Origin of the sequence: Enterobacter quasiroggenkampii, from assembly GCF_043972695.1 — a bacterium.
In the GTDB taxonomy this organism is placed as follows: Bacteria; Pseudomonadota; Gammaproteobacteria; order Enterobacterales; family Enterobacteriaceae; genus Enterobacter; species Enterobacter quasiroggenkampii.
The window spans coordinates 1,273,403-1,291,485 of record NZ_CP143745.1 but is presented as its reverse complement, the minus strand read 5'-3'; the positions used below and the strand labels follow the sequence as shown (position 1 = coordinate 1,291,485).

The following is an 18,083-nucleotide window of genomic DNA, read 5'->3' as shown; positions in this document are numbered from 1 at the left end:
CCGCGCCCCGTCAGGGAGAACTGACGCGGGTTTAACCATTTCACCATATTAATGATGATTTTTTTGAGGACTTATGGGCAACACTAAGTTGGCTAATCCGGCTCCGCTGGGCCTGATGGGTTTTGGCATGACCACTATTCTGCTGAACCTGCACAATATCGGGATGTTCCCGATGGATGGCATCATCCTGGCGATGGGTATTTTTTACGGCGGTATCGCGCAAATTTTCGCGGGCCTGCTGGAATATAAAAAAGGCAATACCTTCGGCTTAACCGCCTTCACCTCTTACGGTTCTTTCTGGCTGACCCTGGTTGCCATTCTGCTGCTGCCTAAAATGGGTATGGCAGACGCGGCAAACGCCCACTTCCTGGGCGTTTATCTGGGCCTGTGGGGCATCTTCACCCTGTTCATGTTCTTCGGTACCCTGAAAGGCAACCGCATGCTGCAGTTCGTCTTCCTGAGCCTGACCGTCCTGTTCGCCCTGCTGGCAATCGGTCACCTCGTGGATAACGAAGGCATCGTTCATGTTGCAGGCTGGATTGGTCTGGTTTGCGGCGCAAGCGCTATCTACCTGGCAATGGGTGAAGTGCTGAACGAGCAGTTTGACCGCACCGTGCTACCGATTGGTGAAAAACACTGATCCTTCTGTCGTGTCCGCCTCGCGGGCACGACATCCCTTCTTCTGCCCCAGCCAAATCCCTAATCCCAGCCCCATCACCGACAGCGCCAGCACGTACCAGGCCGGAGCCATGGGAGACACGCCCATCAGGACCGTCACCGCAATCGGCGTCAGCCCACCGAAAATGGCATACGACACGTTGTAGGAAAACGAAATCCCGGTGAAGCGAACCTCTGGCGGGAACGCGCGCACCATCACGTACGGTACCGCCCCGACAACGCCCACGCACAGCCCTACCACGCCGTACAGCAGGAACAACTGTTCAGGATGGCTGCCTGCCAGATGGTAAAACGCCCAGCTTGAAGCGGCCAGTAACAGGCTGCCGACAATAAAGGTGACGCTGGCACCGAAACGATCCGCCGCCAGCCCGGCGGCCAGACAGCCAAAGCAGAGCATGATTGTCGCGATACTGTTTGCCTGTAGCGTCACGGCAGGGGCGAAACCGTACTGCTTTTGCAGCCAGACAGGGGACATCAATATCACTACCACAATGCCCGCCGAGAGCAGCCAGGTGAGCAGCATCGACACCACCACCGCTTTTTTATGGCGTACCACGACCGCCTTCACCGGCAGCTCCTGCGCCAGCGCTTTGCGCTGCCGCATTTCGAGGAAAATGGGGGTCTCCTGCAGCCAGCGGCGCAGGTACATCGCGACCAGACCAAACGCCCCGCCCAGCAGGAACGGAATACGCCAGCCCCAGTCGTGTACGGTCTGCTGCGTCATGCTGGTATTCACAATGGTGGCGACCACCGAGCCGAGCAGGATCCCGACCGTCAGCCCCGCCGTTAAGGTTCCGCAGGCGATGCCAATGCGGCGCGCCGGAACATGCTCCGCGACAAACACCCACGCGCCCGGCACTTCACCGCCAATTGCCGCGCCCTGCAGGACGCGCATCAGTAACAGCAGCAACGGCGCGAGAATACCCATCGAGGCATAGGTAGGCAACAGACCAATGGCCAGTGTCGGCACGGCCATCAGCAGGATGCTAAGGGTAAACATCTTCTTACGACCGACCAGATCGCCAAAGTGGGCCATGATAATGCCGCCCAGCGGACGCGCCAGATACCCGGCGGCAAAAATGCCGAAGGTTTGCACCTGACGCAGCCACTCCGGGATATCTGCCGGGAAGAAGAGCTCCCCCACCACGGCGGCGAAGAAGACGAAGATAATGAAATCGTAAAACTCCAGCGCGCCGCCTAAGGCCGCGAGCGTGAGGGTTTTGTAATCCTGTCGATTCAGAGGTCGGGTGTTATGTGACATAGCGAACCATCATGCGTGTGTTGTGGATTTATTTTTACAGTAATCGTAAAGAAAAAATTACTATACCGTAAAACCGTTACCACGCTATCGCCGCTTCAGCTTATGTCACATATTGATTAATTTCAGGAGATTGTTTCGCGACGCGCGTTTTTAGGACGAAAAGCTGCTACCACTTTCTCATCGGTTTCGACATACGGGCCGTCAAGCAGCTGTATACAATACGGTACACTTGCAAAGATACCGTGAACGATGACGCTGCCGTCTTCCGCTTTAAGCCCTTCCAGGGTCTCTTTGATCGACTTCGGCTGGCCCGGCAGGTTCAGGATCAACGCCTGCTTGCGGATCACCCCCACCTGGCGGGAAAGAATGGCCGTCGGAACAAAGTGTAGACTGATCTGGCGCATCTGTTCGCCGAAGCCAGGCATTTCACGATCGGCAATCGCCAGCGTCGCGTCCGGCGTCACGTCGCGGCGTGCGGGGCCGGTTCCGCCGGTGGTTAACACCAGGTGACAGCTCATCTCATCCACCAGCTCACACAGGGTCTGCTCGATGATCGGCTGTTCGTCGGGAATCAGGCGAGTCTGGATCTCAAATGGGGTAGTCAGTGCACTGGCCAGCCACGCTTCCAGAGCGGGGATGCCTTTATCCTGGTAAACACCGCTGGAGGCGCGGTCAGAAATCGACACTAAGCCGATACGTAAGGTATTCATATCCATTCCATTCAAAGAGTACTGATTAAAGGGAATGATACACGCAGAGAGGGGATTCAGACAGGGGACGAAAGAAGTCGCGTGACCGGGAACCCGGTCACGCAGAATGATTACAGCAGGTCGCCGATCATTTTTTCCAGTTTGCCCTGGTCAACAGCAAACTTACGGATACCGTCCGCCAGCTTGTCTACCGCCATTGGATCCTGGTTATGCTGCCACAGGAACTCGGATTCAGTGATGCGCTCTGGGCGTGCTTTCACTTCACCGGTGTAGGACAGTTTACGCTCCAGGGTACCTTCGCTTTCTGCCAGCTCTTTCAGCAGCGCAGGCGCGATGGTCAGGCGGTCACAGCCAGCCAGCTCGATGATTTCACCGACGTTACGGAAGCTTGCGCCCATAACCACAGTCTCATAGCCATGCTGTTTGTAGTATTCGTAGATTTCAGTCACAGAAATCACGCCTGGATCTTCAGCCGGTGCGTACTCTTTCTTATCGGTGTTGGCTTTGTACCAGTCCAGAATACGGCCTACGAACGGAGAAATCAGGTATACGCCCGCTTCTGCACAAGCACGCGCCTGCGCGAAGGAGAACAGCAGGGTCAGGTTACAGTTGATGCCGTCTTTTTCCAGCTGCTCTGCCGCGCGAATACCCTGCCAGGTAGAAGCCAGTTTGATCAGGATACGGTCGTTGCTGATGCCCGCGTCGTTGTACATTTTGATCAGACGTTTCGCTTTGGCGATAGACGCTTCGGTGTCGTAGGAGAGACGCGCATCCACTTCGGTAGAGATACGGCCAGGAACCAGTTTCAGGATCTCCAGACCGATGTTCACTGCCAGTTTGTCAGTGGCATCCACAACCTGCTGCGCGCGGTCATTGCTCTGCGCTTTCGCCCAGGTCACTGCGTCGTCAATCAGTTTGCGATACTCAGGGATCTGTGCGGCGTTAAGGATCAGAGAAGGGTTGGTTGTGGCATCCTGCGGCTGGTACAGCTTCATTGCCGCGATATCTCCGGTGTCAGCTACGACAGTGGTGAACTGACGAAGGGAGGTCAATTTATCCGTCATGATAGTGTTTCTCTTTTAACGTGCCCTGGATAATTCACGCTACCGACAGCATGCCTGCAGCGGAAAAATGACAGGTTTACTTGTTAGGGGGATGTAACCGGTCTGCCCTGATGATAACACGACGGAGGGGTAGCGCAACCGCAGACAGTGCGCTTAGGCAGAGTATGATAAACTGGAAATATTAACAGGCTGCTAAGCAACAGCATGCCCAATCAGTGGTAGCGCTTACATATCCACATTGGCATCAACAAGAGGGACGTTAATGCCTGATTTCTTTTTCTTTATTAACGAAGTCCTTTGGGGTTCGATAATGATATACCTGCTTCTGGGAGCAGGGATTTGGTTTACGCTACGCAGTGGGTTTATCCAGTTTCGCTATATTCGCAAGTTTGGCAGAAGTCTGAAAAACAGCGTCACGCCTCAGCCGGGCGGATTAACGTCATTCCAGGCGCTCTGTACCAGCCTCGCGGCTCGCCTCGGCAGCGGTAATCTGGCGGGCGTTGCGCTGGCCATCAGCGCCGGTGGGCCGGGCGCGGTCTTCTGGATGTGGGTAACGGCGCTACTCGGGATGGCCACCTCCTTTGCCGAAAGTTCGCTTGCACAACTCTACAAAGAGAAAGATAAACACGGCCAGTTTCGCGGTGGTCCTGCCTGGTACATGGCGCGTGGCTTAGGGATGCGCTGGATGGGCGTCCTGTTCTCGGTTTTTTTACTGCTCGCGTACGGTCTTATTTTTAATACCGTCCAGGCGAACTCAGTTGCCAACGCCCTGCGCTATGCCTTCTCCTGCCCCGAGTGGATCGCGGGTCTCGCTTTAGCCCTCGTCGTTCTGCTTACCATCTCGGTCGGTCTCAAGGGCATCGCTCGCCTGATGCAGTGGCTGGTGCCCATTATGGCGCTGCTCTGGGTTGCCGCGAGCCTGTTCGTTGCCGCACTGCATCTCGACCAGGTGCCGGGCGTGATTGCAACCATCGTCAAAAGCGCCTTTGGCTGGCGCGAAGTGGCCTCCGGGGCGCTGGGCTACACCTTCAGCCAGGCGCTGATGGCGGGTTTTCAACGGGGCATGTTCTCCAATGAAGCCGGTATGGGGTCAACCCCCAACGCGGCCGCCGCCGCCTCTTCCTGGCCGCCGCACCCGGCCGCACAAGGCATTGTGCAGATGATTGGCGTCTTTACCGATACCATTATTATCTGTTCCGCCAGCGCCATGATTTTGCTGCTGGCAGGCCCCGTACCGCACGCGTCGGGCACCGTCGGGATACAGCTTCTTCAGCAGGCGCTGGTCAACCTGACCGGCGGCTGGGGAGCCGGATTTGTCTCGCTCATCCTGATCTTGTTTGCCTTCAGCTCGATAGTGGTGAATTACCTTTACGCCGAAAATAACCTTATTTTCCTGAAACTCGACTCCCGCGCCGCAATCGGAACCCTGCGCCTGGGGGTCATCCTGATGGTGATTGCAGGCTCCCTGCTCAGTATGCCGCTGGTCTGGCAGCTGGCCGATATCATTATGGCGCTAATGGCGATCACTAACCTCACGGCAATCCTGCTGCTCTCGCCCGTGGTGACCCTGATTGCCAGAGACTATCTGCGTCAGCGCAAACTCGGCGTTCCGCCGGTCTTTGATCCCGCCCGCTATCCCGATATCAAGGCGCAGCTTGCCCCCGGCACGTGGGATGATTTGCCGCGGCAATAACAGCTATCGATCAATTCGGGGCGATTTTTTGCTAAAGTCGCTCTAAATTTCCTGCAAGGACTGGATATGCTGATTCTTATTTCACCTGCAAAAACGCTCGACTACCAGAGCCCGCTCGCCACCGAACGCTATACCCAGCCTGAACTGCTGGACTATTCGCAACAGCTGATCCGCGAAGCGCGTAAGCTCTCTGCGCCGCAAATCGCCTCGCTGATGAGCATCAGCGACAAGCTGGCAGACCTTAACGCGACCCGCTTTCATGAATGGCATCCGGATTTCACCCCTGCCAACGCTCGTCAGGCGATTCTGGCATTTAAAGGCGACGTGTATACCGGCCTGCAGGCGGAAGATTTTAGCGAAGCCGATTTCGATTTTGCCCAGCAGCATCTGCGCATGCTGTCGGGTCTGTACGGCGTACTGCGCCCGCTGGATCTGATGCAGCCGTACCGTCTGGAGATGGGGATTCGTCTGGAGAATGCCAAAGGCAAAGACCTGTACCATTTCTGGGGCGATATCATCACCGATAAGCTGAATGCGGCGCTGCACGCACAGGGCGATAACGTAGTGATTAACCTGGCGTCCGATGAATATTATAAGTCGGTGAAGCCGAAAAAACTGGATGCCGACATCATCAAGCCGGTATTCCTTGACGAGAAGAACGGTAAGTTCAAAGTGATCAGCTTCTACGCCAAGAAAGCGCGTGGCCTGATGAGCCGCTACATCATTCAGAACCGCCTGACGAAGCCGGAGCAGCTAACCGCCTTCAACAGCGAAGGCTATTTCTTTGACGAGGCGTCGTCAGGGAAAGGCGAACTGGTGTTTAAGCGCCACGAGCAGTAAAAACAAACCCCGCCAGCTGGCGGGGTTTTGCATTAGTGGTGTTTCCAGTCCGGGCCGCGATCGTCGCGGCGGTCATCGTGGTGATGGTCATCGTGACGATCGTCGTGTTTACGATGCTCATCATGTGGGCGCCAGTGGTTATCGCGCCAGTCATAATGCGCTTTCCACCAGTCGTGGTCGCGCCAGCGGCCGCCGTCCCAGTAATGCCCGTTATTATCCCGGTCGCCAATCTGCAATTTGACCGCAGGTACGAGGGTGATTTCGGATGCCTGTACCGCCATGGGAGCGACCAGCATCAGTGAAAGCGCAATCAGCACAGGTTTCAGTGTAGACATCGGTGACTCCTTATTATCTTTGCCCAACGTGGGCCGATGTAAGGAGAGTACGCGAGGGGAACGGGGGATGTTATTCTCTGCAATCCTAAACGCTAAGTGACCGCATTTATTGGGAATTTCTACTTTTTCCCTGCTATTTTTCTCCTTAATTTCTCCATAAAAAAAGCCGGGTGGCGCTTCGCTTACCCGGCCTACGATTTGTTCGTCGTTGTAGGCCCGGTAAGGCATAGCCACCACCGGGCAACACAATCACGCACGCGTCATCATTGGTTGTAGGTCGGGTAAGGCGTAGCCGCCACCCGACAAAAAATCATGCGCGAGTCATCATCAGCTTACGCAGCGCGGCAAAGTCTGCCGGCAGCTCATGAGACAGCAGCGGCAGGTCGGCACGCTCGGCCAGCTCTTTTGGCAGCGGCAACGTTTCGCCCAGAATCGCCTCCACGCTCTCTTTGAACTTCGCCGGATGTGCGGTTCCCAGGAACAGGCCGTATTCACCCGGATTAAGCTGATCGCGCAGCGCGCGGTAGGCAATCGCCGCGTGCGGTTCAGAGGTATACCCCACCGCCTTCAGCTCGCGCATGGTGGATTTGGTGGTCTCATCCGTCACCGCGGCATAGCCCAGATCGCCCAGACGCCAGATCTTACGGCGGAACAGCTCTTCCACGCGCGGCCAGTTGTTTGGCTGTGACACATCCATCGCATTGGAGAGGGTCGCCTGCGTGGCGTTCGGCGCCCACTTCCCGTCTTTCAGGAAGCGCGGCACGGTGTCGTTGGCGTTGGTGGCGGCGATAAAGCGTTTCACCGGCAGCCCCAGGGATTTTGCCAGCAGGCCCGCCGTCAGGTCACCGAAGTTACCGCTCGGCACGGAGATCACCAGCTGGTTGCGCGCTTCCTGCGGCAGTTGCGCCACCGCTTCGAAGTAGTAGCAGATCTGGGCCAGCAGACGGCTGATGTTGATGGAGTTGGCGGAGTTCAGACCCAGCGCCACCTTCAGCTCTTCGTCGTCGAAGGCCTGCTTGACCAGCGCCTGGCAGGCATCGAAATCACCGTCAATTGCCACGGTTTCAATGTTGCCGCCGAGGGTGCAGAACAGTTTCTCCTGCAGCGGGCTGATTTTACCTTTCGGATAGAGGATCACCACGCGGACGTTTTTCAGGCCGTAGAACGCGTGGGCTACCGCCGCGCCGGTATCGCCGGAGGTTGCGGTCAGGATGGTCACCGGCTTGTCGCCGCTGATGTGGGTCAGCATCTGCGCCATAAAGCGGCCGCCGAAGTCTTTGAACGCCAGGGTCGGGCCGTGGAACAACTCCAGACAGCCGACGTCAGGCTCAACCTGCTGAACCGGCGCCGGGAACGCGAATGCCGCGCGTACGCGCTCTTCCAGCAGCTCCTGCGGAATTTCATCGCCGATAAACGCGGACAGAATTTTGGTGCTGCGGGTGACAAAATCCTGCTTCAGCAGGTCATCAATCTCGGTCAGCTGGAATTCCGGCAGGTCATGAGGGAAAAACAGCCCCTGATTTTTGCCCAGTCCCTGAGTCACCGCCTGCGCGAAGCTGACCTGCTCGTTATGATCTTTAAGGTTGTAGAGTTTCATTAATTATCCCAGTACTCGTGCGCCAGCCGTGTCCAGACGGCAAATATGAACAAAGCCTTCCTGATTTTGCAGGTAGTGTTTAGAGAGCCAGTCCGCCACGCGCTGCGCAGTGTCTGCCTTGTCGCACAGGGCGAACAGCGTCGGGCCGGAGCCGGAGATCCCGCACGCCTGCGCGCCGATATCCATTGATGCCTGTCGCGCCTCGTTAAAGCCGGGCAGCAGTTTCGTGCGGTACGGCTCGGCAATGACGTCCTTCATCAGTTTGGCCGCCAGCTGCGGCTGGCGGGTGTAGCAGGCGTGGATAAAGCCCGCCAGATGACGCCCGTGGGCAATACAGTCCTGACGACGATACTGCGCGGGCAGGATCGCACGCGCTTCCGCGGTTGAAACCTTGATACCCGGATAGGCCAGCACCCACAGCCACTCATCAAACCCTGGCACCTGCTGGCTGATGATGCCATTTTCTTCGATCATCAACTGCATGCCGCCGAGGAAGCACGGCGCCACGTTGTCATAGTGAATGCTGCCGGAGATACGCCCTTCCAGCTCGCCCATTAAGCCCAGCAGGCGGTTGTTGTTCAGCGGCTTGCCGCAATGCTCGTTCATTGCTACCAGCGCGGCGACCACCGAGCAGGCGCTGGACCCCAGACCCGAGCCGATCGGCATACTCTTTTCCAGCGTCATGGCGACCGGCACGTTTTTGCCGATCTCCTGACAGAAACGTTCCCAGCACTGATAGACGATGTTCTCGCGCGGGTCGGACGGTAACTTGCTGGCGAAGCGGCCCACGTTGTTCAGGCTGAAGCTGTCTGCCGCTTCCACCGTCACCGTATCACCCAGCAGCGAACCATCCACCGGCGTCACCGCCGCACCCAGCACGTCGAATCCGACGCTCATATTCGCGCTGGAAGCCGGGGCATAAACTTTGACCATGTTAAACTCCTAACTTCCATGACAGGGTACGCAGCAGATCGGCAAACACACCCGCCGCCGTAACATCGTTCCCTGCGCCATAGCCGCGAAGCACCAGCGGCAGTGGCTGATAATAGTGGCTGTAAAACGCGAGGGCGTTTTCGCCGTTTTTGACTTTGTACAGCGGGTCGTTGCCATCCACTTCGGCAATCTTCACCCGGCACACGCCATCTTCTTCAATGTTGCCAACATAGCGCAATACCTTACCTTCATCACGGGCTTTTGCAACGCGAGCGGCAAACGCGTCGTCAAGCTGCGGCAAACTGGCCATAAAGGCGCCAACATCGCCGCTGCTGTCAAATTCTGCCGGCAGGACCGGTTCAATCACGATATCAGAAAGCTCAAGCTCACGGCCCGTTTCGCGGGCGAGGATCAGCAGCTTGCGCGCCACATCCATACCGGAAAGGTCATCACGCGGATCCGGCTCGGTATAGCCCAGCTCGCGCGCGGCGCGGGTGGCTTCCGAGAGGCTCATCCCCTCATCCAGCTTGCCGAAGATAAACGACAGCGAGCCGGAGAGAATGCCGGAGAAACGCTGCAGTTCGTCGCCCGCGTTAAGCAGGTTCTGCAGGTTCTCGATAACCGGCAGGCCCGCCCCCACATTGGTGTCGTACAGGAACTTGCGGCGCGACTTGCTCGCCGCCAGACGCAGCTGGTGATAGTAATCCATCGACGAGGTGTTGGCCTTTTTGTTCGGCGTTACCACGTGGAAACCTTCACGCAGGAAGTCCGCGTACTGGTCGGCCACCGCCTGGTTCGAAGTGCAGTCGACGATGACCGGGTTAAGCAGGTGATACTCTTTTACCAGACGGATCAGGCGGCCCAGGTTGAACGGCTCTTTTGCCTCCTTCATCTCGGCCTGCCAGTTTTCCAGGTTCAGGCCGTGGACGTTGGTCAGCAGCGCTTTGGAATTCGCGATCCCGCAGACGCGCAGGTCGATGTGTTTCTTCTTCAGCCACGCCTGCTGGCGCTTCACCTGCTCCAGGAGCGCGCCGCCCACGCCACCCACGCCAATCAGGAACAGCTCGATGACCTGATCGGTGTTAAACAGCATCTGGTGAACCACGCGAACGCCGGTGGTGGCATCGTCGTTATCGACGACAACAGAAATTGAACGCTCTGACGAGCCCTGGGCAATCGCCACGATATTGATATTGGCGCGCGCCAGCGCGGCAAAGAATTTGGCGGAGATACCGCGCAGGGTGCGCATACCGTCGCCCACCACGGAGATGATCGCCAGACGCTCCTGAATCGCGAGCGGCTCCAGCAGCTCTTCTTTCAGCTCCAGATAGAACTCTTCCTCCAGCGCGCGGCGGGCGCGCAGGCAGTCAGCCTGCGGCACGCAGAAGCTGATGCTGTATTCGGAAGAGGACTGGGTGATCAGCACCACCGAAATACCGTTGCGGGACATGGCCGCAAACACGCGTGCCGCCATGCCGACCATTCCTTTCATCCCCGGACCGGAGACGCTGAACATCGCCATATTGTTGAGGTTGGAGATGCCTTTCACCGGCAGACCGTCCTCATCGGTGCTCGCGCCAATCAGCGTACCCGGCGCCTGCGGGTTACCGGTATTTTTAATCAGGCAAGGGATCTGGAACTGGGCAATCGGGGAGATGGTACGCGGGTGAAGCACTTTGGCGCCGAAGTAGGAAAGCTCCATCGCTTCCTGGTACGACATCGACTTCAGCAGCCTGGCGTCCGGTACCTGGCGCGGGTCGCAGGTATAAACGCCGTCGACGTCAGTCCAGATCTCACAACAGTCCGCGCGTAAGCAGGCAGCCAGCACGGCGGCGGAGTAGTCGGAGCCGTTACGGCCCAGCACCACCAGCTCGCCCTTCTCGTTACCGGCGGTAAAGCCAGCCATCAGGATCATGTGGTCAGACGGAATTTTGCTGGCGGCGATACGGCGGGTTGATTCGGCAATATCAACGGTGGATTCGAGGTAGTGGCCCACCGCCAGCAGTTTTTCAACGGGATCGATCACGGTCACGCTATGGCCGCGCGCTTCCAGCACGCCCGCCATGATGGCGATAGAGAGTTTTTCACCGCGACAAATCAGCGCCGCGTTGATGCTGTCCGGGCACTGGCCGAGGAGGCTGATGCCGTGCAGGACATGTTTAATTTGCGCGAATTCCTGCTCAACGAAGGACTTCAGCTGCGCATGCGGGAAGCCAGGCAGCGCCTCTGCCAGCCCTTGCAGTAAGTCAGCGAAGATACGCTCTGCGTCGCTGATGTTCGGAAGTGCATCCTGACCACCGATGGTCTTTTCAATCATCGCCACCAGATGGTTCGTGATTTTTGCCGGGGCAGAGAGCACGGTCGCAACCTGCCCCTGCCTGGCGTTGCTTTCCAGGATATCGGCAACACGCAGAAAACGTTCTGCATTTGCCACTGATGTACCGCCGAACTTCAACACTCGCATGGTTCTACCTCGTTTCCTTTAGCCGAAAAAAAAGCCCGCACTGTCTAGGTGCGGGCTTTTTTCTGTTTTTCCTGTACGCGTCAGCCCGCATCGTTACCTGTGGTAATGATGATGGTTGTGGTAATGGTGGTGATGCTGATGCGTTTCATGGATGTTGTGTACTCTGTCATTATTATCTGTCTGTGCTGTATTCTTTTAGGGTTAAAGGATCGGGCACCTTAAGTCAACGAATTTTTAATTTGATCACAATTCGGGAGACTCTCACGTCCCGCTGTGTGCAGATTTATTTTCATCCGATTCCCCCATGTGCAACCCATCCAGACAGACTTATTCGCCATAGTAAAAACTTATGGCAGTGTTTTACTCGGCCAATTTTTTTTCAATATCGTGTAGCAAACGGTGCAGCATGGCGGTGTCCCGCTGTTCAAGACGCCCCAAACGCTGCTGCAACCAGTCAGCCATTTTTTGATCGTCCGCCACCCCCAGATGCACGAGCAGGTTTTCTACGCGCGCGCGAAGTGCGGCAAGCTGATTTTCATCGGTTCCTGTATTTTGCGACGGGGGAATTTGTATTAAGGATGCTAATTGATAGCAATACACCATGACCGCCTGGCCTAAATTGAGGGACGGATAATCCGCGACCATCGGTGCCCCCGTCAGCACGTCCGCCAGTTCCAGCTCTTCATTGGTTAATCCAGAATCTTCACGCCCAAACACCAGCGCCGCTTTCTCCAGCCACTGGCTTTTCTCGCTGAGCATCGGCACCAGCTCCGCTGGCGTGGCATAGTAGTGGAACTTCGCCCGGCTGCGCGCCGTGGTTGCGACGGTAAACGAAATATCGTGCAGCGCATCGGCAAGCGTAGCGTAAGTGGTTATATTATCGAGAATATCTCCCGATCCGTGCGCCACCCAACGGGCGGCGGGTTCTAGATGGGCCGTGCTGTCCACAATACGCAAATCGGTAAAACCCATGGTCTTCATGGCACGCGCCGCTGCGCCTATATTTTCTGCTCTGGCTGGGGCAACCAGTACAATCGACAGATGCATTTATGCTCTCTTTTTAATCAGTTAGCCGGTAAAAATGTGATGCACTTCAACATATTACGCAGCGCGAATTTACAAAATTGCAACACAAATCACCGAAATAGCGTTTCATAACAAATTAAAAACGCTAAACTATTCTGTGTCTGAACAATCAGTTAGAATGTTAACAGAACACTATTATCCTTATGTTTTATAATGATAATAGCGACATGAATACCCTATTCTGATTGGATTCGCTTCGTTTATAAATCAATGTCCGCAACTAGTTGGTTTATTGAAAAATTGTGACAAAGGCTAGCATTCGGCTACGATGATTTCATCAAACTGTTAACGTGCTACAATTGAACTTGATATATGTCAACGAAGCGTAGTTTTATTGGGTGTCTGGTGTCACTTAGCCTGTTATGTTGCTGTTAAAATGGTTAGGATGACAGCCGTTTTTGACACTGTCGGGTCCAAAGGGAAAGTACCCAAGACCAAGCTAATGATGTTGTTGACGTTGATGGAAAGTGCATCAAGAACGCAATTACGTACTTTAGTCACGTTAAGCCGATCATGTTAATTTGCGACATGCATCAGGCAGGTCAGGGACTTTTGTACTTCCTGTTTCGATTTAGTTGGCAATTTAGGTAGCAAACATGCAGACCCCGCACATTCTTATCGTTGAAGACGAGTTGGTAACACGCAACACGTTGAAGAGCATTTTCGAAGCAGAAGGCTACGATGTCTTTGAAGCGACCGATGGCGCAGAGATGCATCAGATCCTTTCTGAAAATGATATCAACCTGGTGATCATGGATATTAACCTGCCGGGCAAAAACGGTCTTCTTCTGGCGCGCGAACTGCGCGAGCAGGCGAACGTCGCGTTAATGTTCCTGACGGGCCGTGATAACGAAGTTGATAAAATTCTTGGCCTGGAAATCGGTGCGGATGATTACATCACCAAACCGTTCAACCCTCGCGAGTTAACCATTCGTGCACGCAACCTGCTGTCCCGTACCATGAATCTGGGCACGGTCAGCGAAGAGCGTCGTAGCGTCGATAGCTACAAATTCAACGGCTGGGAACTTGATATCAATAGCCGTTCGCTGATTAGCCCGAACGGCGAGCAGTATAAACTGCCGCGCAGTGAATTCCGCGCGATGCTGCACTTCTGCGAAAACCCGGGCAAGATCCAGTCCCGTGCAGAGCTGCTGAAGAAAATGACCGGCCGTGAGCTGAAGCCGCACGACCGTACCGTAGACGTCACCATCCGTCGTATTCGTAAGCACTTCGAATCTACGCCAGATACGCCGGAAATCATCGCCACGATCCACGGCGAAGGGTACCGTTTCTGCGGTGACCTGCAGGAGTAATCCCGCAGTTAACGCATTAAAAAACGGCGCATTTGCGCCGTTTTTTTTATTTCCAGATCCGCATCGTGTCGTTATCAGGCTCTGCCGGAGGTTCAGGCCGCTTTGACTGAGAGAGCGAGTACCAGTCGAAATGCCGGGTCAGGTACATCACGGCGAACAGCGCCAGCGCGAGAACCGCTGACCCCAACAGCAGCGCGCTGTCCTCCGAGCGCAGCAGGAACCACATCACGACATCCAGCCCGAGTAGCGCCAGCACAAACAGCCCGCTGCGCTTCCAGCTTTTCATCACGGCCTGCAGGTACATTACGTTCATCGCTGCACCAACCAGACTTGCAACAACCCAGGCGGGGGTAAACCCGACGTGTTCAGACAGCGCCAGCAGCACCAGATAGAACAGAACCAGCGACAGCCCCACCAGCAAATACTGCATCGGGTGAAGGCGTAATCCGGTTAAGGTTTCGAAGACAAAGAAGGCCATAAACGTCAGCGCAATCAGCAAAATGGCGTACTTGATCGCACGGTCAGTCAGTTGATACTGATCGGCAGGCGTGGCTACCGTAACGCTAAAAGCAGGGATTGATTCCCACTCTGGCGATTCACTGCCGTTAAACCAGCTCTCAAGATTGTTCGCAAACCAGCTGCTCTGCCAGTTCGCCTGAAAGCCAGAATCACCAATTTTATGCTTTACCGGCAGATAGTTACCCATAAAGCCCGGATGTGGCCAGTTGCTGTTGAGCGTCATTTCACTGTTGCGTCCCACAGGAACCACGGCAAAACTCCCCGTTCCGGCCAGATTCAGGGACATCTCCAGGGTAAACGTTTTTGACTCCAGCGTTTTGTCAGTCAGCGGAATATGAATACCGGAAAGCGCACCATACACACCCGACCCCGGCTCGACGCTCAACGCCTCGCCATTGATGCTGGAGACTTTCACCGTGCCAATGCCCCGCGCATCCCCTACGCCGACAACGATAAACGGTTGCCCAAGGGTCATCGTTTCCCCTTTAAGCTGCGCCATTTTCTCGGTGCTGAACCGCACTTTTATCCTGAGATCAGTGTTCCAGATTTGTCCGTCATAGATCCCGATATTTCGGGACTCAACGTGCTGGCTACCTTCAACAACCAGTGACTCCGGCAGAATAAAATGCATATAGCTTTTCTTGTACTCGACTTTCTTCTCATCCTCTACCTTGTAAAAAATCTCCGTTACCGGGATAGCAATCAGCGGCCCGACCAGTTTTTGCGGCCCGCTGGTACTCTGACGCAGCGTATTTTCAACATCATTGCGGTAGCTCTCTCGCTCTGATATCAGGTTACTGACCATAAAAAGCGGGACTAACAGCAGCAGGATGCACCCCAGCAGGGTGCTAACTTTCCAGAACAGGGGGGATTTCATCATTACGTCTCCTTTGTGATGAGGAGAGCGTAACCAGGCTATGTGGGGCCAGTTTGAAGTTATGTGAAGGGACGGTGAAGTCTCAGCGTGGCCATCACGCCACCTTCATCACGATTACGCAATGTAATCTCACCCTGATGCAGACGCGCCACCTCCTGAACAAACGCCAGCCCGAGCCCGCTGCTCTTTAACCCGTTCTCGCGCGGAAGGGAATAAAAGCGCTCAAAAATACGCTCCAGCGCGTAATCCGGGATCCCGCTTCCGCTGTCGGTGACGATCAGCTCTACCTGCCTGCGATCTTCCCGGGCCGCCAGCGCAATGGCGCCACCCTGCGGGGTGAAATCGATAGCGTTATCCAGCAAATTGCCGAGCGCCTGTTCGAGAAGGTCGGGATCGCCCGCCACATAAAGCGATGTCGGCTGAAGGGTCAGCACAATTTCTTTCGCTGCCAACAGCGTCGCTCGCGCGTCTGCAAGCCGAGTGAAGAGCGAGTCAACGCTGACAGCTTCAGGCGTAATCTCGACACGATTTTCAAGCCGCGCCTGAGTGAGCAGCTTTTCAACCAGCGACTGCATGCGCGCATTTTGCACCAGAATATTATCGATAAACCGCGCGGCGACCTGCGGCGGCGGCTGCTCGGAGAGAATTTCTGCCGCGCCGCGTATGGCGGCAATCGGGCTTTTCAGCTCGTGGGTCAGCGCATGGACATAGCGTTCAATGTAGTTTTTCCCTTCAAGGCGAATACGCATATTTTCCAGCGCCTGTGCCAGCTTTTGCAGCTCGCTACTGCCTGGATTAGGCAATGGGAGAGGCGTATCGGTGGTTACCGAGTCGGCATAGCGCGATAACGTACCGATAGATCGATTGATCCACCACGCCACCGCCAAGCCAATCAGCAGGGCAATGCCGAGCAGCGCACCGCCTGCCCACAATATCCGTCGCTCGCTGCGGTGAATCACCGGAGCCATCGCGCTGTTCGGTTTCCCCACCGACAGCACGCCGATTATCTTGCCCTGATCCACAACCGGCGCGGCAACATACATCACCGTGCTTTCCGGATCGTCGGGATGGCTCTGGGTACTGCGCGCGCCGTATTCGCCGCGAAGCGTCAGCCAGACATCATTCCAGCGCGAGTAATCTTTTCCCACGGCCAGACCAGCGGAATCAAACACGACCCTGCCCTGCGCATCGGTCATGTAGACGTGATACTCGTTACGCACTTTATGAATACCGCCAATATTGGCGCGAAATGGGCGCTTATGAAGCTGAGAAAAGGCCTGTGCAAGCTTGCCCTGCTGCGCGTGACCCGAAAGCAAATCATCACGTCCGATTTCGGCCAACAGGGTCGCGGTATCGATTAATGTGCCCTCGGTTGCCCTGCGCACGCCGGGCTTCACCTCCTGAACAAAGATCGACAGCACGAACCACGCGGCGATGGCGACGATCAGGAAATACCCCAGCAGCAACCGCATCCCAATGCGCATCAGTAAAGGCCCAGACTGTAGCCCATACCGCGATGGGTGCTGATGGGGGACAGTTCCTCGTTCACCGCCCGCAGCTTGGCGCGCAGGGTTTTGATGTGGGTGTCCACGGTACGATCGAAACTGTCGCCGTCTTCACCCCACACCTTGTCCATGAGCTGCTGACGCGAAAAGACCCGACCGGGCGCCTGTAACAAGGTTTTGAGCAGCAAGAATTCGTAGCGGGTCAGGGGCAATGTTTCCCCGCACCAGCTGATTCGCGCGGCAGGCTCGTTCAGTTCAAACTGCCCGATACGCAACGTTTCTGAGGGTGCGGCGGATTTTTGCATGCGCCGTAAAACAGTCCGCACCCGCGCGCAGACTTCACGAGGGGAGAAAGGTTTCGCAACGTAGTCATCAGCGCCCATTTCCAGGCCAAGCAGCTTGTCGACCTCATCACTGCGCGCCGTCAGAAACAGCACAGGCAGCGAGGGATGCTGCGCCAGCAGCCGACGGCAAAGCTCAAACCCGCTGATGTCCGGCAGTCCGACATCCAGAATGGCGAGCGCCGGAACCTGCCGCTGCGCCTCCTCCAGCACGGGTAAACCGCGTTCAAACGCCTTTACCGCGAATCCTTCCTGCTGAAGCATGTAGATCAGCGTATCGGCGATACTGGTTTCGTCTTCAACCAGCCAGACCACAGGTTGTTGCATGATTCATCCCTGAATTAATGCCACGGCATAATCGGCACCGCGCTGATCGCGTTCTTCGGTGAGCCTTCCACCACTTTGTCAGAATAGGCAAGGTAGGCCAGCGTGTTGCGTTTGGCATCGTAGAAACGCACAACCTGCAGCTTTTTGAACACCAGCGAGGTCCGTTTCTGGAATACCACGTCGCCCTGCGCTTTGCCGTTTTTAATTTTATCGCTCAATTCAACCGGTCCCACCTGCTGACAGGAGATCGCCGCATCGGAGGTGTCCTCCGCCAGCCCCAGGCCGCCTTTGATACCGCCTGTTTTCGCACGGCTGACATAGCAGGTGACGTTTTTCACGTCTGGATCGTCAAACGCCTCAACGACAATTTTGTGGTCCGGGCCAAACATTTTGAACACGGTATCGACGGAACCAATCTGTTCCGCCTGTGCAGCGCGTCCGGCCATCAACATCAGCGCGGTGAAGAGCAAAGTCTTGTATTTCATATTGTTACCATTCTTTAAAATTACACTGAGCGATTATTCAACACTTTAGACAAAA

The 18,083-nt window shown here is 55.8% G+C and carries 18 protein-coding genes and 1 other annotated feature; of the genes, 4 read left to right on the top strand and 14 right to left on the bottom strand.

Annotation, left to right across the window (positions count from 1 at the left end; all coding sequences use genetic code 11):
- Nucleotides 1-73 precede the first annotated feature (73 nt).
- Nucleotides 74-640, top strand: coding sequence for an acetate uptake transporter (gene satP / locus V1572_RS06205; RefSeq protein ID WP_032649862.1), 567 nt, complete (start codon nucleotides 74-76; stop codon nucleotides 638-640).
- Here the strand turns inward: satP and V1572_RS06200 are convergent.
- The 3 genes from V1572_RS06200 to tal form a co-directional block, all read right to left on the bottom strand.
- On the bottom strand, nucleotides 617-1,939 hold the full coding sequence (locus V1572_RS06200) for an MFS transporter (RefSeq protein ID WP_262796761.1): 1,323 nt from the start codon (nucleotides 1,937-1,939) through the stop codon (nucleotides 617-619). The two genes, satP and V1572_RS06200, sit on opposite strands and share 24 nt — an antisense overlap.
- Nucleotides 1,940-2,061: 122 nt before the next feature.
- Nucleotides 2,062-2,649: a molybdopterin adenylyltransferase gene (gene mog / locus V1572_RS06195; protein WP_008502044.1), complete on the bottom strand. Its 588-nt coding sequence runs from the start codon at nucleotides 2,647-2,649 to the stop codon at nucleotides 2,062-2,064.
- A gap of 110 nt (nucleotides 2,650-2,759) precedes the next feature.
- Complete coding sequence (gene tal / locus V1572_RS06190) at nucleotides 2,760-3,713, bottom strand: transaldolase (protein ID WP_024907418.1); 954 nt, start codon at nucleotides 3,711-3,713, stop codon at nucleotides 2,760-2,762.
- Nucleotides 3,714-3,975: 262 nt separating this feature from the next.
- Between tal and V1572_RS06185 the strand changes: the two genes are divergently transcribed.
- Both V1572_RS06185 and yaaA read left to right on the top strand, forming a co-directional pair.
- Nucleotides 3,976-5,406: an alanine/glycine:cation symporter family protein gene (locus V1572_RS06185; protein ID WP_045907759.1), complete on the top strand. Its 1,431-nt coding sequence runs from the start codon at nucleotides 3,976-3,978 to the stop codon at nucleotides 5,404-5,406.
- Nucleotides 5,407-5,472: 66 nt separating this feature from the next.
- A complete protein-coding gene (yaaA, locus tag V1572_RS06180; RefSeq protein ID WP_048225595.1) occupies nucleotides 5,473-6,246 on the top strand; it encodes a peroxide stress protein YaaA in 774 nt (257 codons plus the stop codon).
- 32 nt (nucleotides 6,247-6,278) lie between these two features.
- Here the strand turns inward: yaaA and V1572_RS06175 are convergent, their stop codons facing one another.
- From V1572_RS06175 to yjjY, 7 genes are all read right to left on the bottom strand, one after another.
- Entirely contained in the window at nucleotides 6,279-6,581 is a 303-nt protein-coding gene (locus V1572_RS06175; RefSeq protein ID WP_045907758.1) for a DUF2502 domain-containing protein, read from the bottom strand.
- A 310-nt stretch (nucleotides 6,582-6,891) separates the two neighbouring features.
- Nucleotides 6,892-8,178, bottom strand: coding sequence for a threonine synthase (thrC, locus tag V1572_RS06170; RefSeq protein WP_023326668.1), 1,287 nt, complete (start codon nucleotides 8,176-8,178; stop codon nucleotides 6,892-6,894).
- A gap of 3 nt (nucleotides 8,179-8,181) precedes the next feature.
- Nucleotides 8,182-9,111: a homoserine kinase gene (thrB, locus tag V1572_RS06165; protein ID WP_048225593.1), complete on the bottom strand. Its 930-nt coding sequence runs from the start codon at nucleotides 9,109-9,111 to the stop codon at nucleotides 8,182-8,184.
- Nucleotide 9,112: 1 nt separating this feature from the next.
- Nucleotides 9,113-11,575 (bottom strand): bifunctional aspartate kinase/homoserine dehydrogenase I, encoded by a 2,463-nt coding sequence (gene thrA / locus V1572_RS06160; protein ID WP_045907755.1) that lies wholly within the window; start codon nucleotides 11,573-11,575, stop codon nucleotides 9,113-9,115.
- A gap of 24 nt (nucleotides 11,576-11,599) precedes the next feature.
- Nucleotides 11,600-11,717 (bottom strand) — a sequence feature (Thr leader region).
- Nucleotides 11,656-11,724, bottom strand: a complete 69-nt coding sequence (thrL, locus tag V1572_RS06155) for a thr operon leader peptide (protein WP_015572623.1) — start codon at nucleotides 11,722-11,724, stop codon at nucleotides 11,656-11,658. Its footprint overlaps the feature before it by 62 nt.
- A gap of 211 nt (nucleotides 11,725-11,935) precedes the next feature.
- Nucleotides 11,936-12,622 carry a tRNA/rRNA methyltransferase gene (locus tag V1572_RS06150; RefSeq protein WP_045907754.1) on the bottom strand — a complete coding sequence of 229 codons (687 nt, stop codon included), beginning with the start codon at nucleotides 12,620-12,622 and terminating at the stop codon, nucleotides 11,936-11,938.
- Nucleotides 12,623-13,021: 399 nt separating this feature from the next.
- A complete protein-coding gene (gene yjjY / locus V1572_RS06145) occupies nucleotides 13,022-13,162 on the bottom strand; it encodes a protein YjjY (protein ID WP_085928893.1) in 141 nt (46 codons plus the stop codon).
- A gap of 95 nt (nucleotides 13,163-13,257) precedes the next feature.
- Here yjjY and arcA point away from each other — a divergent pair, with 95 nt between their 5' ends.
- Nucleotides 13,258-13,974, top strand: coding sequence for a two-component system response regulator ArcA (gene arcA / locus V1572_RS06140; RefSeq protein WP_003856501.1), 717 nt, complete (start codon nucleotides 13,258-13,260; stop codon nucleotides 13,972-13,974).
- A 46-nt stretch (nucleotides 13,975-14,020) separates the two neighbouring features.
- On the opposite strand, the gene creD is transcribed toward arcA, so the two are convergent.
- From creD to creA, 4 genes are read right to left on the bottom strand one after another with little or no spacing between them, the layout of a single operon-like run.
- On the bottom strand, nucleotides 14,021-15,373 hold the full coding sequence (gene creD / locus V1572_RS06135) for a cell envelope integrity protein CreD (RefSeq protein WP_395299787.1): 1,353 nt from the start codon (nucleotides 15,371-15,373) through the stop codon (nucleotides 14,021-14,023).
- Between the two features lie 56 nt (nucleotides 15,374-15,429).
- Nucleotides 15,430-16,854, bottom strand: coding sequence for a two-component system sensor histidine kinase CreC (gene creC / locus V1572_RS06130; RefSeq protein ID WP_395299786.1), 1,425 nt, complete (start codon nucleotides 16,852-16,854; stop codon nucleotides 15,430-15,432).
- On the bottom strand, nucleotides 16,854-17,543 hold the full coding sequence (gene creB / locus V1572_RS06125; RefSeq protein WP_229226400.1) for a two-component system response regulator CreB: 690 nt from the start codon (nucleotides 17,541-17,543) through the stop codon (nucleotides 16,854-16,856). Before creB ends, creC begins: the two co-directional genes overlap by 1 nt.
- A 14-nt stretch (nucleotides 17,544-17,557) precedes the next feature.
- A complete protein-coding gene (gene creA / locus V1572_RS06120; RefSeq protein WP_048225583.1) occupies nucleotides 17,558-18,028 on the bottom strand; it encodes a protein CreA in 471 nt (156 codons plus the stop codon).
- Nucleotides 18,029-18,083 lie beyond the last annotated feature (55 nt).